General features: G+C 63.1%; 21 protein-coding genes. 6 read left to right on the top strand and 15 right to left on the bottom strand.

The genetic code is table 11. The features are described 5' to 3' along the window. Positions 1-8 precede the first annotated feature (8 nt). The 4 genes from HX830_RS19210 (at position 9) to HX830_RS19195 (ending at position 6048) form a co-directional block, all read left to right on the top strand. On the top strand, positions 9-1424 hold the full coding sequence (locus tag HX830_RS19210) for a sigma-54 interaction domain-containing protein (RefSeq protein ID WP_177101940.1): 1416 nt from the start codon (positions 9-11) through the stop codon (positions 1422-1424). Between the two features lie 332 nt (positions 1425-1756). Continuing rightward, positions 1757-3148 (top strand): GntP family permease, encoded by a 1392-nt coding sequence (locus HX830_RS19205; RefSeq protein WP_103495334.1) that lies wholly within the window; start codon positions 1757-1759, stop codon positions 3146-3148. A gap of 10 nt (positions 3149-3158) precedes the next feature. Continuing rightward, complete coding sequence (gene hbdH, locus HX830_RS19200; RefSeq protein ID WP_103495335.1) at positions 3159-3929, top strand: 3-hydroxybutyrate dehydrogenase; 771 nt, start codon at positions 3159-3161, stop codon at positions 3927-3929. Between the two features lie 163 nt (positions 3930-4092). Further along, entirely contained in the window at positions 4093-6048 is a 1956-nt protein-coding gene (locus tag HX830_RS19195; protein WP_177101938.1) for an acetoacetate--CoA ligase, read from the top strand. 114 nt (positions 6049-6162) lie between these two features. On the opposite strand, the gene HX830_RS19190 is transcribed toward HX830_RS19195, so the two are convergent. The 10 genes from HX830_RS19190 to HX830_RS19145 all read right to left on the bottom strand — a co-directional run bounded on the left by HX830_RS19190 (position 6163) and on the right by HX830_RS19145 (position 15831). Further along, complete coding sequence (locus tag HX830_RS19190; RefSeq protein ID WP_177101936.1) at positions 6163-7680, bottom strand: tyrosinase family protein; 1518 nt, start codon at positions 7678-7680, stop codon at positions 6163-6165. Positions 7681-7778: 98 nt separating this feature from the next. After that, positions 7779-8285: a hypothetical protein gene (locus tag HX830_RS19185; protein ID WP_177101934.1), complete on the bottom strand. Its 507-nt coding sequence runs from the start codon at positions 8283-8285 to the stop codon at positions 7779-7781. Between the two features lie 74 nt (positions 8286-8359). After that, complete coding sequence (locus tag HX830_RS19180; RefSeq protein ID WP_177101932.1) at positions 8360-9643, bottom strand: hypothetical protein; 1284 nt, start codon at positions 9641-9643, stop codon at positions 8360-8362. A gap of 195 nt (positions 9644-9838) precedes the next feature. Then, a complete protein-coding gene (astA, locus tag HX830_RS19175) occupies positions 9839-10873 on the bottom strand; it encodes an arginine N-succinyltransferase (protein ID WP_177101930.1) in 1035 nt (344 codons plus the stop codon). Further along, entirely contained in the window at positions 10870-11808 is a 939-nt protein-coding gene (ctlX, locus tag HX830_RS19170; RefSeq protein WP_177101928.1) for a citrulline utilization hydrolase CtlX, read from the bottom strand. Before ctlX ends, astA begins: the two co-directional genes overlap by 4 nt. 320 nt (positions 11809-12128) lie before the next feature. Further along, a complete protein-coding gene (locus HX830_RS19165) occupies positions 12129-12608 on the bottom strand; it encodes an Lrp/AsnC family transcriptional regulator (protein WP_177101926.1) in 480 nt (159 codons plus the stop codon). Positions 12609-12620: 12 nt separating this feature from the next. After that, positions 12621-13382, bottom strand: coding sequence for an ABC transporter ATP-binding protein (locus HX830_RS19160; RefSeq protein WP_177101923.1), 762 nt, complete (start codon positions 13380-13382; stop codon positions 12621-12623). 160 nt (positions 13383-13542) lie between these two features. After that, entirely contained in the window at positions 13543-14253 is a 711-nt protein-coding gene (locus tag HX830_RS19155) for an ABC transporter permease (protein ID WP_177101921.1), read from the bottom strand. Then, the gene (locus HX830_RS19150; protein WP_177101960.1) at positions 14250-14975 is read right to left on the bottom strand and encodes an ABC transporter permease; all 726 of its coding nucleotides are present in this window, start codon (positions 14973-14975) and stop codon (positions 14250-14252) included. The genes HX830_RS19155 and HX830_RS19150 overlap by 4 nt, the downstream gene beginning before the upstream one ends. Before the next feature lie 76 nt (positions 14976-15051). Continuing rightward, positions 15052-15831 (bottom strand): transporter substrate-binding domain-containing protein, encoded by a 780-nt coding sequence (locus tag HX830_RS19145; protein ID WP_177101919.1) that lies wholly within the window; start codon positions 15829-15831, stop codon positions 15052-15054. Between the two features lie 495 nt (positions 15832-16326). Here HX830_RS19145 and HX830_RS19140 point away from each other — a divergent pair, with 495 nt between their 5' ends. Further along, the gene (locus HX830_RS19140) at positions 16327-17433 is read left to right on the top strand and encodes an enoyl-CoA hydratase/isomerase family protein (RefSeq protein ID WP_177101917.1); all 1107 of its coding nucleotides are present in this window, start codon (positions 16327-16329) and stop codon (positions 17431-17433) included. Between the two features lie 3 nt (positions 17434-17436). After that, positions 17437-18588 carry an acyl-CoA dehydrogenase family protein gene (locus tag HX830_RS19135; RefSeq protein ID WP_103494773.1) on the top strand — a complete coding sequence of 384 codons (1152 nt, stop codon included), beginning with the start codon at positions 17437-17439 and terminating at the stop codon, positions 18586-18588. Positions 18589-18664: 76 nt separating this feature from the next. Here the strand turns inward: HX830_RS19135 and HX830_RS19130 are convergent, their stop codons facing one another. The 5 genes from HX830_RS19130 to HX830_RS19110 are packed head-to-tail and all read right to left on the bottom strand — an operon-like array spanning position 18665 to position 24253. Beyond that, positions 18665-19438, bottom strand: a complete 774-nt coding sequence (locus HX830_RS19130) for an enoyl-CoA hydratase (RefSeq protein ID WP_177101915.1) — start codon at positions 19436-19438, stop codon at positions 18665-18667. 15 nt (positions 19439-19453) lie between these two features. After that, positions 19454-20581: an acyl-CoA dehydrogenase gene (locus HX830_RS19125; RefSeq protein WP_103494771.1), complete on the bottom strand. Its 1128-nt coding sequence runs from the start codon at positions 20579-20581 to the stop codon at positions 19454-19456. Positions 20582-20589: 8 nt separating this feature from the next. Further along, positions 20590-21780, bottom strand: a complete 1191-nt coding sequence (locus HX830_RS19120) for an acetyl-CoA C-acyltransferase (protein ID WP_177101913.1) — start codon at positions 21778-21780, stop codon at positions 20590-20592. 11 nt (positions 21781-21791) lie between these two features. Further along, a complete protein-coding gene (locus HX830_RS19115) occupies positions 21792-22559 on the bottom strand; it encodes an SDR family NAD(P)-dependent oxidoreductase (RefSeq protein WP_152740277.1) in 768 nt (255 codons plus the stop codon). A 47-nt stretch (positions 22560-22606) separates the two neighbouring features. Continuing rightward, positions 22607-24253, bottom strand: a complete 1647-nt coding sequence (locus tag HX830_RS19110) for an AMP-binding protein (RefSeq protein ID WP_177101911.1) — start codon at positions 24251-24253, stop codon at positions 22607-22609. Positions 24254-24320: the final 67 nt, after the last annotated feature.

Raw genomic sequence — 24320 nt, 5'->3', positions numbered from 1 at the left:
AACCTGCCATGACCGACACCGAAAGCCTCAAGGACTACCAGCAGGTTCGCCTGCTGGCGATTCGTTCGCTGTTCGAAATCATCGAGCAATCCAGCGAAGGCACGGTGATCGTCGACCGCGATGCCAATATCGTCTGGATGAACGAGCGTTATGCCCGGCGTTTCGGCCTGGCCAATGCCAGCGAAGCCATCGGCCGCGCTTGCGAAAGCGTGATCCCGAGCAGCCTGCTGCGCGAGGTGGTGCGCACCGGCCAGCCGATCCTGCTGGATCTGCAGGACACCCCCAAGGAGCCTCTGGTGGTCATGCGCCTGCCGATCCACGATGCCGCCGGGACGGTGATCGGCGCCATCGGCTTCGCCCTGTTCGACGAGCTGCATAGCCTGTCGCCCGTGCTCAAGCGCTACCAGGGCATGCAGGCCGAGTTGGCGTCAACACGCTCGCTGCTGCGCTCGCGGCAGACCAAATACAACTTTGCCCATTTTATCGGCACCAGCGCCGCGAGCCTGGAGGTCAAGCGCCGGGCCCGGCGTGGCGCCAGCAGCGACTCACCGGTCCTGCTGCTGGGGGAAACCGGCACCGGCAAGGAACTGCTCGCCCAGGCCATCCACAGTGCTTCGCCACGGGCGCACAAGGCCTTTGTCAGCATCAACAGTGCGGCGATTCCGGAGACCTTGCTGGAGGCCGAGTTCTTTGGCACCGCGCCAGGGGCCTTTACCGGCGCGGATCGCAAGGGCCGTCCCGGCAAGCTGCAGATCGCCCAGGGCGGCACGCTGTTTCTCGATGAGATCGGCGATATGCCGTTGCCCCTGCAAAGCAAGTTGTTGCGGGTGTTGCAGGAGAAGGAGTTCGAGCCGGTGGGTTCCAACGAGGTGCTGCGCAGCGATGTGCGGGTGATCGCCGCTACCTCCACTGACCTTGAGGCGGCGATCCAGCGCGGTGAATTTCGCGCGGATTTGTATTACCGGCTCAATGTCCTGCCGATTCAGGTGCCGCCTTTGCGTGAGCGTCTGGAAGATCTGCCGGCGTTGAGCGAGGCGATTCTCGAAGAGCTGCGCAGCCATCATGAGCTGGCGGCCGAGGCCCTGGAGTTGCTGGGCCGGCACGCCTGGCCGGGGAATGTCCGCGAGTTGCGCAATGTGCTGGAGCGGGCGGCGCTGTTGAGTGACGCACAGGTGTTGAGTGCGGCGGATATTCGTGGGGCGATTGGTACGTTCAAACCGTTGCAGCGGCCGCCGGAGCGGACCATGGAGCCGCTGGGCAACGAGACGTTCAGCGCGGCCCGGGAGCGTTTTGATCGGCAATTGATCGAGGCGACGTTGGCGCAGTGTGCCGGAAAGGTAGAAGACGCCGCGAGCAGGCTGGGCCTGGGAAGATCGACCCTGTACAAGAAAATGCTTGCCTTGGGTCTCTCGCATTCTCAATAGCGAGACACAATTCCCAATATGGAGATACTCTCCTGTGGGAGCGGAGCTTGCCCGCGAAGAACGATAACGCGCTCCCCCTGAAAGACCGCGCCGCCTGCATTCGCGGGCAAGCTCCGCTCCCACAGGAAATCAGCGACCCTGATAACGGGGAACACTCTCACGATCGATTCGAGAGGCAGATCGTCTCACTTCAGAGACAAGCCCATGAGACATCATTACAAAAAAACAATAAATCCCTTTTATTTCAATAACTTAAATAAATGGCACAGAACTCGCAAACCCCACAGGAGATTCAGACCTAACCTACAAAAATAACAATTTGGAGACACACCATGAGTGTGATCATCGCCCTCGCGGCGCTGGCATTACTGATGCTGGCCGCCTACCGTGGCTACAGCGTCATCCTGTTTGCCCCCATCGCCGCCCTCGGCGCCGTCCTGCTCACCGACCCTTCCGCCGTCGCCCCCGCCTTTACCGGGGTGTTCATGGAAAAGATGGTCGGTTTCGTCAAACTCTACTTCCCGGTCTTCCTGCTCGGCGCAGTATTCGGCAAGCTGATCGAGCTGTCCGGTTTCTCGCGCTCCATCGTCGCCGCCGCCATCCGCCTGTTCGGCACCCGCCAGGCGATGCTGGTGATCGTGCTGGTCTGCGCCCTGCTCACCTACGGCGGCGTCTCGCTGTTCGTGGTGGTGTTCGCGGTCTACCCCTTCGCCGCCGAGATGTTCCGCCAGAGCAATATCCCCAAGCGCCTGATGCCGGCGACCATTGCCCTCGGCGCGTTCTCCTTCACCATGGATGCCCTGCCCGGCACGCCACAGATCCAGAACATCATTCCCAGCACCTTTTTCAATACCACTGCCTGGGCCGCACCCTGGCTGGGGCTGATCGGCACGATCTTCGTGTTCTGCGCCGGCATGCTGTTCCTCCAACGCCAGCGCAACAAGGCCCAGCGCGCCGGCGAAGGCTACGGCACCGAACTGCGCAACGAGCCGGAAACCGCCGAGGACATCCGCCTGCCCAACCCCTGGATCGCCCTCTCGCCACTGTTGCTGGTGGGCATCATGAACCTGCTGTTCACCCAGTGGATTCCGCTCTGGTACGGCAAGACCCACACCCTCAGCCTGGCGGGCATGGCCACGCCGGTACAGACCGATATCGCCAAGATCACCGCTATCTGGGCGGTGCAGGCCGCTCTGTTGGTGGGCATCATCATGGTCCTGATCTTCGGCTTCCGGACCATTCGCGGCAAGCTCGCCGAAGGCAGTAAAAGCGCGGTGGGCGGTGCCCTGCTGGCGGCGATGAACACCGCCTCGGAATACGGTTTCGGCGCGGTCATCGCCTCGCTGCCGGGTTTCCTGGTGCTGGCCGACTGGCTCAAGAGCATTCCCAATCCGCTGGTCAACGAAGCCATTACCGTCACCCTGCTGGCCGGGATCACCGGCTCGGCTTCCGGCGGCATGAGCATCGCCCTGGCGGCGATGTCCGACAGTTTTATCAGCGCCGCCCATGCCGCGAATATCCCGCTGGAAGTCCTGCACCGGGTCGCGGCCATGGCCAGCGGCGGCATGGACACCCTGCCCCATAACGGCGCGGTGATCACCCTGCTGGCCGTCACCGGGCTGACCCACCGGGAAGCCTATAAAGATATTTTCTGCATTACCCTGATCAAGACCGTGGCGGTCTTCGTGGTGATCGCCACCTTCTATGCCACCGGCATCGTGTGAGGAATCGACTATGAGTCTCAAAGGTAAAACCGCCCTGGTCACCGGCTCCACCAGCGGCATCGGCCTGGGCATCGCCCTGGGCCTGGCCCGGGCCGGGGCTGACGTGGTGCTCAACGGCTTCGGTGATGCCGGTGCGGTCATCGCCGAGGTCCAGCAGTTTGGTGGCCGGGTCGGCCATCACCCGGCCGATGTCAGCGACCCGGCGCAGATCGCCGAGATGTTCGCCTACGCCGAGCGCGAGTTCGGCGGGGTGGATATCCTGGTCAACAATGCCGGCATCCAGCATGTCGCCACCGTGGAAGAGTTCCCGGTGGAGCGCTGGGATGCGATTATCGCCATCAACCTGTCGTCGGTGTTCCACAGTACACGCCTGGCGCTACCGGGGATGCGCGCCAAGGGCTGGGGGCGGATCGTCAATATCGCCTCGGTGCATGGGCAGGTCGGTTCCGTGGGCAAGGCCGCCTATGTCGCGGCCAAGCACGGGGTGATCGGCCTGACCAAGGTGGTGGGCCTGGAAACCGCCACCAGCAATGTCACCTGCAATGCCATCTGCCCGGGCTGGGTGCTCACCCCGCTGGTGCAGAAACAGATCGACGACCGTGCCGCCGGCGGGGTCGATCCGCAACAGGCGCAACACGATCTGCTGGCGGAGAAACAGCCATCGCTGGAGTTTGTCACCCCGGCGCACCTGGGCGAGCTGGTGCTGTTCCTGTGCAGCGAGGCCGGTAGCCAGGTGCGCGGCGCGGCGTGGAATATCGATGGCGGCTGGTTGGCACAATAGTTGATTGCCTGACACCCGCTCTCGAAAACACCACCACACCTGTAGGAGCAGGGCTTGCCCGCGAAGCTTTTGGCGTTCTCGCGGCCCCCTTCGCGAGCAAGCTCAGCTCCCACAATGATCGTGCGCTGCCAAAGATCGGTTAGAAAAAAACAAGGTAAAGACCATGGCCGAAGTCCTCTGGCGCCCCGGCGCCGAGCGTGTCAGCAAGACCCGGATCGAAGCGTTCCGGCGCTTCGTCAATCATCGCCACGACCTGCAACTGGACGACTACCCCGCCCTGCACCGCTTCAGCATTGAGCGCCGGGAGGACTTCTGGCAGGCCATCGTCGACTTCTTCGACGTCGAATTCCATAGCCCGGCCAGCGCGGTACTGCACGAAGGCCCGCAGATGCCCAGCGCCCAGTGGTTCCCCGGGGCCACCCTGAACTTCGCCGAACACCTGCTGCGCCGCCGCGACGAGCACCTGGCGGTGGTCGCCGTCAGCGAAGACGGACGCCGGGAGACCCTGACCCACGGCGAACTCGCCGCCCAGGTCGCGGGTTTGCAAAAAAGCCTGCGGGCCGCCGGTGTCGGCTTCGGCGACCGGGTCGCCGCCTGCATGCCCAACACCTGGCAAACCCTGGTGGGCATGCTCGCCACCACCAGCCTCGGGGCGATCTGGTCCTGCTCCTCGCCGGACTTCGGCACCCAGGGCGTGATCGACCGCTTCGGCCAGATCGAACCCAAGGTGCTGATCACCTGCGCCGGCTATCGTTATGCCGGCAAGCTGATCGACCAGACCGCCAAGCTCAACGAAATCCTCGAACGCCTGCCCGGCTTGCAGCAACTGGTGATCGTCCCTTACGCCCGTCCCGAAGCGCGCGCCGAAGACTTCCGCACCCAGGCCAACGTGTCGCTATGGAACAACTTCTACCAGGCCGGCGGCGATCCCGAATTCACGCCCGTGCCGTTTGCTCATCCGCTCTACATCCTCTATTCCAGCGGCACCACCGGGGTGCCCAAGTGCATCGTTCACAGCACCGGCGGGGTTTTGCTGCAACACCTCAAGGAGCACGGCCTGCATGTCGACCTGGGCCGTGACGACTGCCTGTTCTACTACACCACCTGTGGCTGGATGATGTGGAACTGGCTGGTCTCGGGCCTCGCGGTCGGCGCCACCCTGGTGCTCTACGACGGCTCGCCGTTCCACCCCGGCCCGCAACGCCTGCTGGACCTGATCGACAGCGAAGGCATCAGTGCCTTCGGCACCAGCCCCAAATACCTCGCCGCCCTGGAGGACGCCGGGCTCGTACCACGCCAGAGCCATCGGCTGGACAGTTTGAAAACCCTGCTGTGCACCGGCTCACCGTTGTCGCTGCGCAGCTACGACTACGTCTATCGCCAGATCAAGGAGGAGCTCTGCCTGTCCTCCATGTCCGGCGGAACCGATATCGTTTCCTGCTTCGTCAGCGGAAACCCGACACTGCCCGTGGTGCGTGGCCGGATGCAGAGCAAGAGCCTGGGCATGGCGGTGGAGGTCTGGGACGACAACGGCCAGCCGGTGCTCGATGCCAAAGGCGAGCTGGTCTGCACCCGGCACTTTCCGGCCATACCGGTGGGTTTGTGGAACGACCCCCTGGGCGAGAAGCTCAAGGCCTCCTATTTCAGCCAGTTTCCCGGAGTCTGGGCCCAGGGCGACTATGCCGAAGAATTCGCCGACGGCGGGATGGTGATCCATGGTCGCTCCGACGCCGTGCTCAACCCCGGCGGCGTGCGCATCGGCACGGCGGAAATCTATCGGCAGGTGGAAAAGGTTGAACCGGTGCTGGAGAGCATCGCCATCGGCCAGCAATGGCAGAGCGATGTGCGGGTGGTGCTGTTCGTCCGTCTGCGCGAGGGCGTCGAACTGGACGAGGCCCTGGAGCAACAGATCCGCCAGGTGATCCGCGCCAACACCACGCCACGACATGTGCCGGCGAAGATCCTCGCGGTCACGGACATTCCGCGCACCCTCAGCGGCAAGATCGTGGAACTGGCGGTGCGTAACGTAGTGCACGGGTTGGCGGTGAAAAACACCGACGCCCTGGCCAATCCCGAGGCGCTGGAGCAGTTCAGGGACAGGCCGCAGTTGCGTGACTGATGCCTCCTGTAGGAGCGAGCTTGCTCGCGATGGTCGTCAACGATAACGCTGAGCACCTGATACCCCACAGTGCCTGGGCTACCATCGCGAGCAAGCTCGCTCCTACAGAAAAGCTCACAGTGTTTGCAGCGAGATATTACCGATCGTCGGTGCCGACCCGGGGTTGGGATCGCCCACCGGCACCAGCGTGACCGCGGGCGCATCGGTGAGGGTACCGACCTTGAGCAGTTTCTGCATCTGTTCGCTGACCAGGAAGGCCACGTCTTTGGACCCTGCATGATGACCACCATGCATCGCCTGGTTACCCACTCCGAACATGCTGATGGAGCCCACCCGGTACTCAGGGTCCGGCGCGGCACCTGCCGGCAGTCCCAGATACACGTCATAGCTGTTGCCCGGCTCGCTGGCGGCCGCAATCGCCTCGAACGACAAGGCATATTCACGGATCGCCGGCTGGGCCTTCAACTGCAAGGCAAAGCTGCGGGCCGCCGGTTGCGCGGCGTTGGTGCTGGTACTGAGCGAGTGGGTCACCAGGGCCACCGTCGTCGCCTTGCCACCCAGACTTATAGCATTGGCTGTGGCGGACGGCGTGGCGGCCACCAGGCTTTGCGCCTGCAACTGGAATTTCTTCTGCGTCGTGGCGAACTGCAGGCTTGCCTTGGGCCGCTGCGGATACTCCGAATAGACGTAAGGGTACGGGCAGGTCGTCGTATCGAGCACCTGGCTGACCTTGGTGGTCACGGCCTTGCCCGCCTTGTCGGCAAACACCCAGGACTCACCGAGGAACTTGCTGTCACTCGGGTTTTTCCCGCCGCTTCGGTTCCAGCCGGCCCAGATGCGGTCGATATTGGCGTGGTGAACCCAGAAGATCGGGTCGTAGGCCGCCCATGGCACCGCGCCCATCCCCAAGCTGTTGCCCACGTCACCGTGAAGACTGCCGTGTGGGTTGTTGTCGATGTTGTTGCAGAAACCGAATTTTCCACTGTAGTCCGACCACTTCATGCAGGACAGATCGAGCGGCGAACCATTATTCACCACCGGCTTGCCGGCATTCGAATTGGGATTGCGGTCCGGGCGATAGAGCGAACCGAACACCGGGTCATCCTTGAGCAGGAACTGCTTGGGCATCACGCTGTAATTGTTGCCCGCAGCACTGTACGGCCCGGTATAGTCCCAGAACGGAAGGGTAAATTTCGGTTCCCCCGAGACTTCACGAATGATCTGCTCGAAATACAGGACATACATCCGGTGCCAGGGCAGGAAAGCGTCGTTGTTGCCGCTGGAGTGGGGCTCGCAGGTCCACCACATGGACTGGGCCAAGGCTTTCTGAGGGCTGCTGCCACTGCCGAAGACCTCGGTGATGGTCTGTGCTTTCGGATACTTGGAGGGCATCGCGTGGGTGTACCACTGAAACGTCCAGGACAGCGGATCAGTAGTCGGCTTGGCCATCATCTTCTTCACGGCGGCGGCGTAGACCCTCAACATCTTGTCCCCTTCCGGGGAGAGCACGTTATACCGCACCAGAGCCTGGGTTGAACCCGCCCAGGCTTTTTGCATCAAGCCCAGCGGCAACATTGCCATCCCACCGCCCAACGCACCCGCTTGCAGCAATTTCCTTCGACTGATAGTCATACTTCACTCCTTGACAGTACTAATTGACTTCCCAAATCAACAGCAAGGTCAGATTAGCAGCGAGTGAATATTCCTCAATGAAAGTTGGAACTTTTACATCAGTGCGGAGTCTCGACGATCGACACTGCCTCGATCCTTGGCTTGCGGCCTTGTTCCTCAATGGCCACGGGGATCAGTGTCAGGGTGGGCAGCGCCGCCAACCGTCCGGCTTTGCGCAGACGCTCAAGGGCTTCGTCGAGCAGGAAAGCCACCTCTTTGGGGCGCTGGTTATCGAAGTGGTCGGGGGCCCCATAGAAGCTCACATCGCCGAGATACCCCGGGTCCGAGTCATCGGGTTGCACGTTCGGCGGCAGATTCAGGTAAAGCCGGTAACCGGCCGCCGGTGCTTCGAGCGCCCAGATCCCGGACAACGCCAACGCCAATGGCCGCGCCCCTTTCCAGGCAAGCAAACCGCCCTTCTGCGCGCCGCCACTGGAACGCAACGCCACCTCGGTTCGCACCGCCCCCAACTCGACAGGCTGTTGCGCGCGATAGAGCACGTTTTCCGCCCAGCTGTTGGAAGACAGCAACAACAGCATTGCAGCCAGCGCTTTGAGTCGCCACATGATTCGTTCTCCGCCACCCATCCCTCTTCACTATGGCACTGCCACAGCGTCAGCAGGACATTGCAGCCCAACGGTCAGCCCCGGTAACGCAACACCACTGCCCTGAAACTGCCGAACAACGAATGGCCGGCCACCAGGATCCGCCCATCGTCCTGCACCGCCAGGCTGGTGACAGTGTCCAGGCTGTGGCCCAGGCTCGTGCGCACCCAGCCGCGCCCACCGGCGAAGTCCCGGTCCAGTTGGCCGTCGGCCAGGTAACGCGCCAGTACAAAGTCCGAGCCAAAGCCCATCAGCGTCGAGCCCGCCACCAGAATCGATCCGTCGGCCTGGACCACGAGGTCGGCCCAAAGACTGCCCGGGGTATCGAGCTCAAGCATCGCCGCATCCGTATCATTAAAACCGAAGTCCATGCCGCCGTGGGCGCTGAACCCCTGCAAGGCACCGCGCATGGGATTGAAACGGTTACCAACACAGAGCAGTCGCCCTTCATTGCCAACCGCCAGGTTTGTTACCAGGGAGCTGGCCCCGGCAAAGCCGAACGAGAGAAACCCCAGGTCGCCGAAGTCATGATCGAGACGACCGTCGACCTCGTAGCGCACCATCAGTCCCAACTGGGGAAAGCCCACCGAGCCACCCACCAGGATCTTGCCGTCGGCCTGGACCCGGACGCAGCTCAGCCAGGAGTTCATCAACAAATGCCGCACCACGACAAACCCCCGCCCGTTGAACGCCGGGTCCAGGGTGCCGTCGGGCTGAAGACGGATCAATAATCCGACATAATCGGCGAAGGTGTAGGTGTGGTTGGCGATCAGCAGGATCTTGCCGTCCTCCTGCACCACGCCCGCGCAGGCCTCGACGCCCGGCAGCCCGGGTGGTAACCAGCCGTCCCGCGGGCCCTCGGCGAGGCCGCCGGGCAAGCGCAGCACCTTCACGCCCTGGTCGCCGAAGGTCGGATCCAGGCATCCATCGGCGTCAAACCGCGCCACGCCCGGCAAGGTATGCTCGTCGCCCAGGTAGTGCAGGCCGAACAGCAGGATGCGTCCATCGGCGAGCAACTGCACGCTACTGGCCATGGCCTCGATACCGGCTTGGAAGCTACCGCAGACAAAACCGCCGTCACCGAAGGAAGCGTCCGGCGCTCCATCCTCATGCAGGCGGGCCAGACCAAAACGGCAACCGTCGGCAAAACCCACTTTGAGTGCCACCAGGACCTTGCCATCGGCACAGGCCACTACGTCATTGGCCAGGCTCGACAGACAACCGGGGAACTGCAACCTGACCGTACCCGACTGCCCAAACGTCGAATCCGCTTCGCCCGCCGGGCCAAGTCGATAGCCTCGCAGTTCCTCCAGTATCATGAGCGGGTCCTCCCTGGGAGTGGCGCCCTTCCATACCGTGCCGGCAGGTGGGGCTGCCGGCTATTCAATCGTTCATCGCCGCGCCCCACAACTGTCAGAAATGACAGTTCTACCGTTTTTCCGAGCCAGAACACTGACTTTGCAGCCCTTTTTCATTTCCCCGGGCATCCGAAACACTTTCAGGTCAAGAACAGGCTAGGCAGCAGCCTGTTGCACGCGGCGCGCCGACAAGGTCACGGCACGTACCGAAGCCCCCGCGTCCAACCCCAGCGCCCTGGCGGTCCGGGCCTCGACCACCAGGGTTCCGGCAGCAACCCGAGCGGGCGCAGCCGCAATCCGGCACTCGGCGAACTGGCGATTGTGGATCAGGTAAGGCTCGGCCTGCTCGCCGGGCGTGCCAATGCTCAGTACCAGCACCTGGCTGTCGCGCACGGCGCGAATCTCATCGGTGGCACACTCGATCAACGGCCCGCCGTCGAAGATGTCGACGTAGTCCTTGAAACCGAACCCTTCGGCCTTGAGCATGCCCAGCGCCGGCTCGGTATTGGGATGAACCCGACCAATCACCGCCTGCGCGGCTTTGGGTAGCAGGCAGGTGGGCAGCGGGAACTTGGGCATCAGCTCGGCGATAAAGGTCTTGTTGCCCTGGCCGGTAAGAAAGTCGGCATCGGCAAAATCCATCTTGAAAAAGTGTCGCCCCAGGCCTTCCCAGAATGGCGAGATGCCCTGCTCGTCTGAGTAACCGCGCATCTCGGCGATCACCTTGTCGCCGAAGCATTCGCGGAATTCGGCGAGGAACAAGAAGCGCGCCTTGGACAACAGCCGGCCGTTCAGGCCCTCGCGATGCTTGGCGCCGAGAAACAACGAGCACAGTTCGGAATGACCGGTCATGTCGTTGCCCAGGAACAGGGTCGGCAGATGCTGGTTGATCGACAGGTTTTTCGACGCGGCAACCAACAGGCCGACCCGGTAGTTGTACCAGGGTTCGCGCAGGCCGACCGCGCCGGCCAGGGCGCAGATACCCACGACTTCGCCTTCGGCGGCCTCAAGGACGAACAGGTAGTCGGCATCGCCCCGCTCGGCAACGCCGGCGAAGGTTTTCTGCGCCCACTCCAGCCGATGTTGCAGGCGCTGCGGGTCGGCGGGCAAGGTGGTCAGGCCGGCGCCGGCGCTTTGCGCCAGGGACAACAGGGCCGGAAGGTCGGACAGGCGAGCGGGGCGAACAATCATCGGGCGCACTCCACGGTGACAGGATGTCGGGGCAGGAATACTTCGGCCAGCATGCAGCGGGCACTGCCGCCGCCAATGCGTTCTATGGTGTCGATCTTGACCGGCAAGGGCGTGGCATGGCGTTCGACTTGTCGTCGCTGCCCGGCATCGAGCGCCGCCCAGGCCGTGCGCGACATCACCAGCAGCGGTTCGCCCCGGCGGCTGTGCACTTCCAGCATATTGCCGGCGAAGGACTCCAACTGGCTCCAGTCCAGGGTCAGGACTTCCTTACCGCTGGACTCCAGGCGCTGACGCAGGCCATCGCGTTCGGCCCGATCGCTGACGGCCTGCAGGCACGCCACGGCCAGGTGCCGGCCGACGCTCATCATCACATTGGTGTGGTAGATCGGCACCCCGGCCCGGTCCACGGCATTGAACCCGTAGAGCTCATAGCCCAGGTGATCGAGCACCGGCTGCAACGCCGCGGCATGGGTGCGGGTGGAGTATCCGGCGTAACAGATCCGCTGCTCACGATCGAAGACCATGCTGCCTGTGCCTTCGAGAAACAGGCCCTGGGCCTCCAGGCCGGAAAAGTCCACGCAGTGCAGCACCTGATGCTGCTCACGCAGCCAGTCGAGCACCCCCTTGTTGCGCTCCAGGCGGCGGTTATGCCCTTGCATCGGATAGATCACCAGGGTGCCGTCGGGATGACTGCTCCAGCAGTTGTTGGGAAAGATCGAATCCGGGGTATGCGGCAAGGCGCGGTCGTGGTGCACCAGGACCTCGACATCGTGTGCGCGCAAGACCGCGACATACTGGTCGAATTCCTCAAGGGCCTGCTGCTGAACGTTTTCGTCGAGCAGGGCCTGCTGCTGGAAACGGTTGTTGGCGGCGGTATCGGGATTGAAGGCGAAGCTCGCCGGACGAACCATCAAGACGGTGTGGGTGGTTTGCATGGGCACGAATTCAATGAGGGGTTGAGGTGCTCATTGTCTGTTCGAGACGGGGAAAAACCCGGTTGATAAGGCAGTGGCGAAGGCTGGAAACGGCTGAAAGATTTGCGTGGTGCAGCAGAATCGGCGAGCGGATGAAACACCTCACAAGAGTGACATTCAGCGCCGCTCTTTAGGGCCTCTTCGCGGGCAAGCTCCGCTCCCACAGGATCTCGGTTGTATGCCGACTTTGAGCATGACACCGACATTGTGGGAGCGGAGCTTGTCGGAACGCCGCACCGCCGCGAAGAACGATAACGCGGTCCCCCGCCAGACACCATTGGCTATTCCATCGAGATCTTGACCATGGCCAGTTCAGGGTGACTGACCAGCTTGTCGATATGCAGCTCCGGGTCTTCCAGCCAGGTTTCCGTCAGGACCCGGTAATGCTCCATGTCGCGGCAACGCATGCGCAGGCTGTAGTCGAACGCGCCGCTGATCAAGCGACACTCCAGCACCTGGGGGCAGGCCCTGGTCTTGGCCTCGAAGGCCTTCTGCGCCGCCCGCCCGCTCTGGTTCGACAACGCCACCAGCACCAGCAGCGACAACCCCGCCGAGAGTTTTTTCTCGTCGATAATCGCCCCATAGCCGCGAATCACACCCAGCTGTTCCAGCTTGCGCACCCGTTCCAGGCAAGGCCGGGGGGTCAGGTGCACACGCTCGGAGAGCTTCTGGTAGGTGATACGCCCATCGTGGCGCAGCACCTCGATAATTGCCTGGTCGATACGATCCAGAACGATCGACAGGTCACGAACATCCGCCATAAATGGCTTGCCTCACTTCAAACGGCCAGAAAGAAACTGTTGTAGACGCTCGCTTTGCGGATTGTCGAGCATCCGGGCATCGCCCTGCTCTTCGACCCGACCTTGATGGAGGAACAGCACCTGGCTGGAGACCTGCCGGGCAAAGCCCATCTCGTGCGTTACCATGAGCATTGTACGACCTTCCTCGGCCAACGCCTGAATCACTTTCAAGACCTCGCCCACCAACTCCGGATCCAGCGCCGAGGTCGGCTCGTCGAACAGCAGGATCTGCGGCTCCATGGCCAGGGCCCGGGCAATCGCCACCCGTTGCTGCTGGCCACCGGAGAGAAACGCCGGATGCTGCCCGGCCACCCGCTGGGGCAAGCCGACCTTGTCGAGATAGGCCCGGGCCCGCTCCTCGGCGTCCTTGCGAGTCACGCCCAAGACCCGGCACGGTGCCAGGACAATGTTCTCCAGCACCGTCAGGTGGCTCCACAGGTTGAAATGCTGGAACACCATGGCCAGGCGGGTGCGCAGGCGCTGCAACTGCGCCGGGCTGCTGACCTTCATCCCGCCCGGCGCCGGATGGGTGGCGATCAACTCGCCGTCCAGCTCGATGCGACCTTCGTCGGCACGTTCGAGAAAGTTGATGCAGCGCAGCATTGTACTTTTGCCCGAGCCGCTGGCGCCGATCATGCTCACCACATCGCCGGAGCGGGCCTGGAGCGATACGCCCTTGAGGACTTCGTTATCGCCGAAGCGCTTGTAGAGGTTTTCGATATTCAATTGGTACATGAAAGCTCCCGGGCCAAGCCCTGGAAAAATGGGAGAAACACGCCCCTGTAGGAGCTGGCTTGCCGGCGATGAGGCCAGTGAGTCCAGCGTTGAATTCGAGGACGCCATCGCCGGCAAGCCAGCTCCTACAGGTTGTACGGTGTTTGCAAGATGGATTGGCTCAGTGCGCCGGACCGAGGAAGCCCAACCAGCGCCGTTCCGCCAGCCGGAACACACCCACCAGCCCGAAGGACAAGCCCAGATAAAGCAGCCCGGCAATGCCGAAGGCCTGGAAGGTCATGAAGGTGGCGGAGTTGGCGTCCCGGGCGACCTTGAGGATGTCCGGGATGGTCGCGGTGAACGCCACCGAAGTCGCATGCAACATCAGGATCACTTCATTGCCGTAGTACGGCAGCGCCCGGCGCAACGCCGACGGCAGGATCAAGCGCACGGCCAGGCGCCAGCCGCTCAGGCCATAGGCGTGGGCCGCCTCGATTTCACCGTAGGGAATGCTGCGAATCGCCCCGGCGAAAATCTCCACGGTGTAGGCACAGGTGTTGAGCACGAACGCCAGCAAGGTGCAGTTCATCGCATCGCGGAAAAAAGCTTCCAGCAAGGGTTGTTCACGAACCACCGCCATGCCGTAGACCCCGCTGTAGCAGATCAACAGCTGGATATAGAGCGGCGTGCCGCGAAAAACATAGGTGAAAGCCTGCACCGGCCAGCGCAACAACGGGTTGCGCGACACCCGCAGCAACGCCAACGGCAACGACAGCACAAAACCGATGGCGATGCTCGCGCACAACAACCACAGGGTCATGGCCAGGCCCGTCAGGCCCTCACCGTCAGTGAACAGGAAAGGTTGCCAGTATTCCCGGAACAACTCGATCATCGCGCCGACTCCCGCACACCGAGGTTGAAACGCCGCTCCAGACAACGCAGCACGTAGTTCGAAGCGCTGGTGATCAGCAGGTAGAGCAGCGCTGCCAGCACCAGGAAATACATCATGTTGAAGGTACTTTTACCCGCGTCCTGGGCGACCTTGACCAGATCGGCGAGGCCGATGATCGACACCAGCGCCGTGGCCTTGAGCAAAACCAGCCAGTTATTGCCCAGGCTCGGCAAGGCGAAACGCATCATCTGCGGGAAGACCACGCAGCGAAACCGCTGCCAGGCGCTCAGCCCATAAGCCGTCGCGGCCTCGGTCTGGCCCTGGGGAACGCTCAGGATCGCGCCACGAAAGGTCTCTGTGAAATAGGCGCCGTAGATAAAGCCCAGGGTCACGACACCCGCCACGAAGGGATCGATTTCCAGATAGGGCCAGCCCATGGCCTCGGTCAGATGGCTGAGCCAACCCTGCAGGCTGTAGAAAATCAGCAGCATCAGCACCAGGTCCGGAACACCGCGGACCAGGGTGGTATAGAGGGTCGCCGGCAGATTGAGCAGCCGCAGCGGCGACAACCTGGCCGTGGCACCGAGCAAGCCCAGGATCATGCTCACCAGCAGCGACAGCGCCGAGAGCTGGGCGGTGACCCACACCCCATGCAGCAGCAGCGGGCCATAGCCTTGCAGGCTGGAAGCATCCAGGCCGAAGAATTCGAGAAAGGTCGTCACATCGATCACCCGTCTTCCAGCGCCACGACCCGCCGCCGCACGGCCAGCAGCCGTACGGGGGTCATGGTCGCCGGGATCAGTTGTTGTAGAGGTCCAGGTCGCCGAAGTATTTCTTCTGCAGTTGGGCGTAGATGCCCTTCTCGTGCAGCGCCTTGATCGCGCCGTTGAGCATACCCTTGAGCTCGTCATTGCCTTGGCGCACACCGATGGCAATGTCCGTCGGAATCATCGGATCACTGATCCCCACGCTGTTCTGGAAGGCCGCGCCCTGGGGCGACTTGAGGAAGCTCATCTCGGCTTGCAGCTTGTCCTGGATCGAGCCGTCGAGACGGCCGTAGACCAGGTCGGCATAGACCTGATCCTGATTCTGGTAGGCGCGGATCTTCACCCCGCCCGGCGCCAGACGCGCCTTGGCGTAGGCTTCCTGGATGGTGCCCTGCATATAGCCGATGGTCTTGCCCTTCAGGGATTCGGCGGTCGGTTGCAGCCCCGAGTCCTTGCGGGTGACGATGGCCGTCGGGCCGGCGTAGAGCTTGTCGGTGAAGTCGATCTGCTTCTTGCGTGGTTCGGTGACGGTCATCGACGACTCGATGGCGTCGAACTTGCCGGCCTTGAGTGCCGGAATCAGGCCGTCGAAATCATTGCTGACCCAGACGCACTTGAGTTTCAGCTCGGTGCAGATGGCATTGCCCAGATCGATACCGAAGCCCTGCACGCCACCTTCGGCGGTGCTCGATTCAAAGGGTGGGTAAGACGGATTGGTGCCAAAGCGCAGCTCTTTCCATTCCTTGGCGCTTGCGCCGCCACAGCAAAGCGCCAACGCCAGCACAGGTAAGGTCAGCCATGTATGAGTCATCTTCAGAGTCCCGGATTATTTGGAGTTATTGCGGGCCGGCACGGGCCGACACACTTTTGGACAGGGGCAGAGAATGGTCGCGGCCGATGCCGCGTGATCGTTCTTGTTGTTATTGAATAAGCCCGGATCCGCAAGGATCGGGGCTTGTCCTCTTGCGGCCGTTCGGGGAACGTCACCGCAAGGAGGCCAGAATGCCAACTCGAGGCATCGGGCGGGTGTCGTAAGGTGGCGCCGAAACAGCCGGAAAAAGCCCGTGACGGGGCGGTCACAGCCGATCCTGTTGCGACGCGCTGTCCGAAGGCGGCGTTATTCGCTTTGAGGCCCAGGCACGACTAAGGTCTAGAGACGGCGTATACGCGCAGACTCGACCCAGGCAAAAACGCAGATTCGACCTGCGAATATTCGGGTTGTACACGGCAAATTTGCACTGCTACGATCGGGTATCGTTCGCCCGCCGAACACATCAAAAAAGACAATAAAAGCAGGGAGTTAGCAATGACTGCTCGGGTTTCATCCTCCGCCACCCCGGACCTCGACACCACCGGCGCCGATGTCCTGGCCGACGTGCGCAACCATATCGGTCACCTGACCCTCAACCGCCCCGCCGGCCTCAACGCCCTGACCCTGGACATGATCCGCGCCCTGCAGCAGCAGCTCGACGCCTGGGCCCACGACCCCGAGGTGAACGCGGTGGTCTTGCGCGGTGCCGGTGAGCGGGCCTTTTGTGCCGGCGGCGATATCCGTTCGCTGTATGACAGCTACCAGAGCGGTGGGCGCCTGCACGAAGATTTCTTCGTCGAGGAATACGCCCTGGACCTGGCGCTCCACCACTACCGCAAACCGGTGCTGGCGCTGATGGACGGCTTTGTCCTCGGTGGCGGCATGGGCCTGGTACAAGGCGCCGACCTGCGGGTGGTCACCGAGCGCAGTCGCCTGGCCATGCCGGAAGTCGCCATCGGCTATTTCCCGGATGTCGGCGGCAGTCATTTCCTGCCGCGTATTCCCGGCGAACTGGGCATCTACCTGGGGGTCGCCGGCGTACAGATCCGCGCCGCCGACGCCCTCTACTGCGACCTGGCCGACTGGTACCTGACCAGCGACAAACTGGCCCAACTGGACGAACGCCTCGACCGCTTGCAGTGGCACGAAACACCGCTCAAGGACCTCCAGGGCCTGCTGGCCAAACTCGCCGTGCAAACCCTGCCCGATGCGCCGCTCGACGCGTTGCGCCCGGCCATCGACCACTTCTTCGCCCTGCCGGATGTCCCGAGCATGGTTGAGCAACTGCGCGAAGTGACCGTCGCCGACAGCCATGAATGGGCTCGGGAAACCGCCGACCTGCTGGAGAGCCGCTCGCCCCTGGCCATGGCCGTCACCCTGGAAATGCTCCGCCGTGGCCGCCACCTGAGCCTGGAGGACTGTTTCGCCCTGGAACTGCACCTGGATCGCCAGTGGTTCGACCGTGGCGACCTGATGGAAGGCGTGCGCGCCCTGCTGATCGACAAGGACAAGTCCCCGCGCTGGAACCCACCGACCTTGCGCGAACTGGACGCCGAACAGGTCGCCAGCTTTTTCCATGGCCTCGACACGAGCGGGAACTGAAGCATGCACGATATCGAACTGAGCGAAGAACAAGTGATGATCCGCGACATGGCCCGGGACTTCGCCCGCGGCGAGATCGCGCCCCATGCCCAGGCCTGGGAAAAGGCCGGCTGGATCGACGACGGCCTGGTCGCCAAGATGGGCGAGTTGGGCCTGCTGGGCATGGTGGTGCCCGAGGAATGGGGCGGCACCTATGTCGACTACGTGGCCTACGCCCTGGCCGTGGAAGAAATTTCCGCCGGTGACGGTGCCACCGGCGCCCTGATGAGCATTCACAACTCGGTCGGCTGCGGACCGGTCCTCAACTACGGCAGCCAGGCCCAGAAAGAAACCTGGCTGGAACGCCTCGCCACCGGCCAGGCCATCGGCTGCTTCTGCCTCACCGAACCCCAGGCCGGCTCCGAGGCCCACAACCTGCGGACCCGTGCCGAACTGAAGGACGGCGAGTGGGTGATCAATGGCGCCAAGCAGTTTGTCAGCAACGGCAAGCGCGCCGAGCTGGCGATTGTATTTGCCGTCACTGATCCTGAGTTGGGCAAGAAAGGCCTCTCGGCATTCCTGGTGCCCACCGATACGCCGGGTTTTATCGTTGATCGTACCGAACACAAAATGGGCATTCGCGCCTCCGACACATGCGCGGTGACCCTCAATCAATGCCGCGTGCCTGAAGCCAACCTGCTGGGCGAACGCGGCAAGGGCCTGGCCATTGCCCTGTCGAACCTGGAAGGCGGTCGTATCGGTATCGCCGCCCAGGCGCTGGGCATTGCCCGGGCCGCATTCGAAGCGGCGCTGGCCTATGCCCGGGAACGGGTGCAGTTCGACAAGCCGATTATCGAGCACCAGAGCATCGCCAACCTGCTGGCCGACATGCACACCCGGATCAATGCCTCACGCCTGCTGATCCTGCACGCGGCGCGCCTGCGCAGTGCCGGGCGGCCGTGTTTGTCGGAGGCTTCACAGGCCAAGCTGTTTGCCTCGGAAATGGCCGAGAAGGTCTGCTCCTCGGCCATGCAGATTCATGGTGGCTATGGCTACCTGGAAGATTATCCGGTGGAGCGCTATTACCGGGATGCGCGGATCACCCAGATCTATGAAGGATCGAGCGAGATTCAGCGGATGCTGATCGCGCGGGAACTGAAGCACTACCTGGTGTAACTGCAGAGCACGGCCTTATGGCGAGCGGGCAAGCCCGCTCGCCACACTCACCCACCCTACCCAATCATCCTGCGACTCAACTGTCCTTGAACTGCGCCTCACGCTTGGCGATAAACGCCGCCATGCCTTCCTTCTGATCCTGGGTGGCGAACGCCGCGTGGAATACCCGGCGCTCGAAACGCACACCTTCCGACAGGCTGACCTCGAAGGCGCGGTTGACGCTTTCCTTGACCATCATGCTGATCGGCACCGATTTGCTGGCAATCAGCGCCGCGACCTTCAGCGCTTCCTCAAGCAGCTCATCGGTCGGCACGATCCGCGCCACGATCCCGCAACGCTCGGCTTCCACCGCATCGATAAAGCGCCCGGTCAGACACATTTCCATGGCCTTGGCCTTGCCCACCGCGCGGGTCAGGCGCTGGGTGCCGCCCATGCCCGGCAGCACGCCGAGGTTGATTTCCGGCTGGCCGAACTTGGCGTTGTCAGCGGCCAGGATAAAGTCACACATCAGGGCCAGCTCGCAACCGCCGCCCAAGGCAAAACCGGACACCGCGGCGATAATCGGCTTGCGCCGGTTGGCCACCCGGTCGCTGTCGCTGAACAGGTCGTCGAGGTAGATCCGCGGGTAGGTCAGCTCGGCCATTTCCTTGATATCGGCCCCGGCCGCAAAGGCTTTTCTCGAGCCGGTCAAGACGATGCAACCGATGTTCGGATCGGCTTCCAGGGCGTCCAGCGCCTGGTTCAGTTCGCTGACGATCTGCGCGTTCAGGGCGTTGAGCGCCTGGGGGCGGCTCAGGGTAATCAGGCCGACACGGTCCTTGATGTCCAGCAGAATGGTTTCATAACTCATCGATAGATTCCTTGATCACAGGTTGCGCGAAATGACCATGCGCTGAATGTCACTGGTGCCTTCGTAAATCTGGCAGACCCGCACGTCGCGGTAGATCCGCTCCAACGGGAAGTCGCTCAAATAGCCATAGCCACCCAGGGTTTGCAAGGCTTGGGAGCAGACCTTCTCGGCCATTTCCGACGCGAACAGCTTGGCCATGGAGGCCTCCACCAGCGCCGGCTTGCCGCTGTCACGCAGGGCGGCGGCGTAATGCACCATCTGCCGGGCCACGGCGATCTGGGTGGCCATGTCCGCCAGGCGGAACGCCACGGCCTGGTGCTCGATCAGTGCCTTGCCGAAGCTTTCCCGCTCGCGGGCATAGTCGCGGGCGGCCTCGAAGGCAGCCCGGGCCATGCCCACCGATTGCGCGGCGATACCGACCCGGCCACCTTCCAGGTTGGCCAGGGCGATGCGGTAACCCTCGCCCTCCTCGCCCAAGCGGTTGGCCACGGGCACCTTCACGTCTTCGAAGAGAATCTGGCAGGTGTCGGAGGCATGCTGGCCGAGCTTGTCCTCGACCCGGGCGACGATATAGCCCGGCGAGTCGGTGGGCACGATAAAGGCACTGATACCGCGCTTGCCCGCGGCCGGATCGGTCACGGCGAAGACGATCACCACCCCGGCGTTCTGCCCGGAGGTGATGAACTGCTTGCAGCCGTTGAGCACGTAGTGGTCGCCCTCAAGCCTGGCGCGAGTCTTCAGGCCGCTGGCATCGGAGCCTGCTTGCGGCTCGGTCAGGGCGAAGGCGCCGAGCATGGCACCGCTGGCCAGTGGTGGCAGGAAACGGGCTTTCTGTTCCTCGGTACCGAACTTGAGGATCGGCACGCAGCCGACCGAATTGTGCACACTCATGATGGTCGAGCAGGCACCGTCGCCAGCGGCGATTTCTTCCAGGGCCATGGCATAGGCCAGGTAGCCGGTGTCGCAGCCGCCCCACTGCTCCGGGACCAGCATGCCGAAAAAACCCAACCCGGCCATTTCGCCGATGGCCTCCTTCGGAAAGCGGTGCTCGCGGTCCCATTCGGCGGCGAAGGGTTTCAGGCGTTCCTGGGAAAAATCCCGAGCCGCTTCGGCGATCTGTTGTTGTTCATCGGTGGGTAGCATGGGAACTCCTAGTACAGGCACTCGACGGCCATGGCCGTGGCTTCACCGCCGCCGATGCAAATGGCCGCGACCCCGCGCTTCAGGCCGTTCTGGCGCAGGGCCGAGAGCAGGCTCACCAGAATCCGCGCGCCGGACGCACCGATCGGATGGCCCAGGGCACAGGCGCCGCCGTGGACGTTGACCTTGTCGTGGTGCAGTTCCAGCTTTTGCATGGTCACCAGGGTGACCACGGCGAAGGCTTCGTTGATTTCAAAGCGATCGACCTGATCCAGGGACCAGCCGGTTTTTTTCATCAGTTTCTGGATCGCACCCACCGGCGCCACCGGGAACAGGCCCGGGGTATCAGCGAACGCCGCATGCCCGCGAATCACAGCCAAGGGCGTGAGTCCACGTTTCTGCGCTTCGGACTGACGCATCAGCACCAACGCCGCCGCGCCGTCGGAAATCGAACTGGAGTTCGCCGCCGTGACCGTACCGCCCGGACGGAACGCCGGCTTCAGGCTGGCGATCTTGTCCAGCTTGGCCTTGGGCGGCTGTTCGTCGTCGCTGATCAGCCGCTGCTCCTTGCCCACGGTAACCGTCAGCGGCACGATTTCCGCGCGGAAACGGCCCTCGCTGATCGCGGCTTGCGCACGGGTCAGTGAGGCCACGGCAAAGGCGTCCTGGGTTTCACGGCTGAAACCGTGGGTCTCGGCGCAGTCCTCGGCGAAGGTGCCCATCAGGCGCCCCTTGTCGTAGGCATCTTCCAGGCCGTCGAGGAACATATGGTCGAGCACCTGGCCGTGGCCCATGCGGTAGCCGCTACGGGCACGGTCCAGCAGGTATGGCGCGTTGGACATGCTTTCCATGCCGCCGGCCACCACCACCTCGGCGCTGCCGGCCACCAGCATGTCGTGGGCGAGGATGGTCGCCTCCATGCCGGAACCGCACATCTTGTTCAGGGTGGTGCAGCGGGTCGACTTGTCCAGCCCGGCGCCGAGGGCCGCCTGGCGAGCCGGGGCCTGGCCGAGACCGGCGGACAGCACGCAGCCGAACAGCACGTGCTCGACTTCGTCCGGCGCCAGTTCCGCGCGCTCGACGGCGGCACGGATCGCGGCGGCGCCCAGTTGCGGCGCGCTGAGGCTTTTCAGGTCGCCCTGGAAGCCGCCCATGGGGGTGCGTACGGCACTGACGATAACAATGGGATCGTTGCTGGTCATGATCGTTTCTCCTATTTCGCGGCCATGCGCAAGGCGCCGTCGAGACGGATCACCTCGCCATTGAGCATGCTGTTTTCAATGATATGCCGTACCAGTGCGGCGTACTCGCCGGGCTTGCCCAGGCGCGGCGGGAACGGCACGCCGGCCGCGAGCGAAGCGCGGACTTCCGGGGTCATGCCGGCCATCATCGGGGTTTCGAAAATGCCTGGGGCGATGGTCATGACGCGGATGCCGAAACGTGCCAGTTCACGGGCCGCCGGCAGGGTCAGGCTGACAATGGCGCCCTTGGACGCGGCGTAGGCGGCCTGACCGATCTGGCCGTCATAGGCGGCGGCGGAGGCAGTATTGATGATCACCCCGCGCTCGCCGTCGGCATTCGCCTCGGTTTCGGCAATGGCCGCGGCAGCCAGGCGCAGCAGGTTGAAGCTGCCGATCAGGTTGACATTGATCACCTGGCTGAAGCTTTCCAGCAGGTGCGGGCCGTTCTTGCCGAGGATCTTCTCGCCGCGCACGATACCGGCGCAGTTGACCAGGCCATGCAAGCCGCCAAAGGCTTCGACCGCAGCCTGTACCGCCGCCTGGGCCTGGGCTTCCTGGGTGATGTCCGCGACCACGCTACGGGCTTGCGCACCGAGCTTTTTTGCCTGGGCGGCGACGGCCTCGGCATTGAGGTCCACCAGCATCACCCTGGCGCCGGCGGCCACCAGCATTTCAGCGGTGGCCGCACCGAGGCCGGAAGCCCCGCCGCTGACCATGAAAGCCTTGTCTTGAATGTCCATTGCAGTGTCCTTCGTTAAAACCGTCAATAATTCTGATGAACCTGTATTCAGGTCGCAGCCTGAGCCTTGGCGATTTCCTGATTGCGCAAGATAAAACGCTGCAACTTGCCGCTCGGGGTCTTGGGCAGTTCGTCGACGAATTCGATTTCCCGTGGATAGGCATGGGCCGCCAGGCGCTTGCGCACATGCAGGCGCAACTCCTCGGCCAGCTGCGGCTCGGCACGGTAGCGCGCACTGAGCACGACAAAGGCCTTCACCACCTCGGTGCGCTCCGGGCAAGGCTTGCCGACCACCGCCGCCTCCACCACCGCCGGGTGCTCCACCAGGGCGCTTTCGACATCGAACGGGCCGACCCGATAGCCCGAAGTGGTAATCACATCATCGCTACGCCCTACAAAGCTGATGCTGCCGTCCGGATTCAGTTCCACGGTGTCACCGCTGAGGTAGTACTGGCCAACGAAAGCCTTGGTCTCGAACCCCTGGTAGCCGTTGAACCAGAACATCGGCGATTGGGAACGATCCAGCGCGAGAATCCCCGGCTGCCCGACATCCAACTCGCGCTGCTGCTCATCCAGCACCACGATGCGATGCCCGGGCGAGGCGAACCCCGCCGAGCCGATATGCACCGGATGCTCAAGGCCGTGGTGATTGCACAGCACCATGCCCATTTCGGTCTGGCCGTAATGGTCGAGAATGGTCACCCCCAGGTTATCGGCGAACCAGCGGATCACCTCCGGGTTCAGCGGCTCGCCGGCGCTGCTGACCACCCGCAGGCGGCCCTTGACCTTGCTGGCGAACGCTTCGCCGGCGGCAATCAGCAACCGGTAGGCGGTAGGTGATCCGGTGAGGTTGGTGATGCCGTATTTCTCGATGATCCGGCAGGTGCTTTCCACCGTGAACGGGCCATCGTAGAAGGTGATCGGGTGACCCATGCCCAGCGGCCCGGTGATGCCGAAATACAGGCCATAAGCCCAGCCCGGATCGGCGACATTCCAGAACGCATCTTCAGGGCGCAGGTCAACTGCATCGCGGGTGTAGTTCTGGAACGCGATGATCGCCTTGAGCGGCACCTCCAGGGGTTTCGCCGGGCCGGTGGTGCCCGAGGTGAACATCAGCAGAAATGGGTCTTCACCGGTGAGCAGCACCGGTTCGCAGTAAGCCGGGTAGTTGTCCAGTTCGGCCCAGAAGCTGAAATCACCACGCACGATGCCCTGCCCCTTGGGGCCGCCGACCGTGACAATGGCCGGGCAGTCGGCGACTTCACTGAGTTTGTCGCGGTTAACGACGTCGGTGACTACCAGCTTGGCCCCGGAGCCGCCCAGGCGGTGTTCGATGGACTTGGGGCCAAAAGCGGTAAACAGCGGCTGGTAGACGGCGCCGATGCGCCAGGTGGCGAACAGCGTGATCAAGAGTTCGACATTGCGCGGCAACAGCGCGGCGACCTTGTCGCCACGGCGCACGCCCTGGGTGAGCAGGAAGTTGGCGAAACGCGCGGCCTTGTCCTGTAATTCACTGAACGTGTAGATCGCACTGCTGCCGTCGCGGCCTTCCCAGAACAGCGCGATGCGCCCCGGCAAGGCATACCGGTCGCAGCATTCGACACAGGCGTTGAGCGCCGTCAATGTCCCTTTCAGGCCCGCTTGGGCCGCTTGCTGATAATCGAAGTCCGCAGTGGCAGTCTGATAGTCGCGCATGTCCAGAATCTCTCGGTCTTGTTATTGGAAGGAACCGTAGAAAAATCCTGGAAATAGTCGCGCTGTC

Source organism: Pseudomonas gingeri (genome assembly GCF_013385425.1).
Taxonomy (GTDB): domain Bacteria; phylum Pseudomonadota; class Gammaproteobacteria; order Pseudomonadales; family Pseudomonadaceae; genus Aquipseudomonas; species Aquipseudomonas gingeri_D.
This window is presented reverse-complemented; position numbering and strand designations above follow the sequence as displayed.

What these genes read in the sequence shown, in the direction of transcription:
- astA (WP_177101930.1), bottom strand. Translation starts at nt 10,873, where the DNA reads ATGATTGTTCGCCCCGCTCGCCTGTCCGACCTTCCGGCCCTGTTGTCC.
- HX830_RS19120 (WP_177101913.1), bottom strand. Translation starts at nt 21,780, where the DNA reads ATGACCAGCAACGATCCCATTGTTATCGTCAGTGCCGTACGCACCCCC.
- HX830_RS19110 (WP_177101911.1), bottom strand. Translation starts at nt 24,253, where the DNA reads ATGCGCGACTATCAGACTGCCACTGCGGACTTCGATTATCAGCAAGCG.
- HX830_RS19130 (WP_177101915.1), bottom strand. Translation starts at nt 19,438, where the DNA reads ATGAGTTATGAAACCATTCTGCTGGACATCAAGGACCGTGTCGGCCTG.
- HX830_RS19185 (WP_177101934.1), bottom strand. Translation starts at nt 8,285, where the DNA reads ATGTGGCGACTCAAAGCGCTGGCTGCAATGCTGTTGTTGCTGTCTTCC.
- HX830_RS19135 (WP_103494773.1), top strand. Translation starts at nt 17,437, where the DNA reads ATGCACGATATCGAACTGAGCGAAGAACAAGTGATGATCCGCGACATG.
- HX830_RS19125 (WP_103494771.1), bottom strand. Translation starts at nt 20,581, where the DNA reads ATGCTACCCACCGATGAACAACAACAGATCGCCGAAGCGGCTCGGGAT.
- ctlX (WP_177101928.1), bottom strand. Translation starts at nt 11,808, where the DNA reads ATGCAAACCACCCACACCGTCTTGATGGTTCGTCCGGCGAGCTTCGCC.
- HX830_RS19140 (WP_177101917.1), top strand. Translation starts at nt 16,327, where the DNA reads ATGACTGCTCGGGTTTCATCCTCCGCCACCCCGGACCTCGACACCACC.
- HX830_RS19145 (WP_177101919.1), bottom strand. Translation starts at nt 15,831, where the DNA reads ATGACTCATACATGGCTGACCTTACCTGTGCTGGCGTTGGCGCTTTGC.
- hbdH (WP_103495335.1), top strand. Translation starts at nt 3,159, where the DNA reads ATGAGTCTCAAAGGTAAAACCGCCCTGGTCACCGGCTCCACCAGCGGC.
- HX830_RS19180 (WP_177101932.1), bottom strand. Translation starts at nt 9,643, where the DNA reads ATGATACTGGAGGAACTGCGAGGCTATCGACTTGGCCCGGCGGGCGAA.
- HX830_RS19210 (WP_177101940.1), top strand. Translation starts at nt 9, where the DNA reads ATGACCGACACCGAAAGCCTCAAGGACTACCAGCAGGTTCGCCTGCTG.
- HX830_RS19155 (WP_177101921.1), bottom strand. Translation starts at nt 14,253, where the DNA reads ATGATCGAGTTGTTCCGGGAATACTGGCAACCTTTCCTGTTCACTGAC.
- HX830_RS19115 (WP_152740277.1), bottom strand. Translation starts at nt 22,559, where the DNA reads ATGGACATTCAAGACAAGGCTTTCATGGTCAGCGGCGGGGCTTCCGGC.
- HX830_RS19190 (WP_177101936.1), bottom strand. Translation starts at nt 7,680, where the DNA reads ATGACTATCAGTCGAAGGAAATTGCTGCAAGCGGGTGCGTTGGGCGGT.
- HX830_RS19205 (WP_103495334.1), top strand. Translation starts at nt 1,757, where the DNA reads ATGAGTGTGATCATCGCCCTCGCGGCGCTGGCATTACTGATGCTGGCC.
- HX830_RS19160 (WP_177101923.1), bottom strand. Translation starts at nt 13,382, where the DNA reads ATGTACCAATTGAATATCGAAAACCTCTACAAGCGCTTCGGCGATAAC.
- HX830_RS19195 (WP_177101938.1), top strand. Translation starts at nt 4,093, where the DNA reads ATGGCCGAAGTCCTCTGGCGCCCCGGCGCCGAGCGTGTCAGCAAGACC.
- HX830_RS19165 (WP_177101926.1), bottom strand. Translation starts at nt 12,608, where the DNA reads ATGGCGGATGTTCGTGACCTGTCGATCGTTCTGGATCGTATCGACCAG.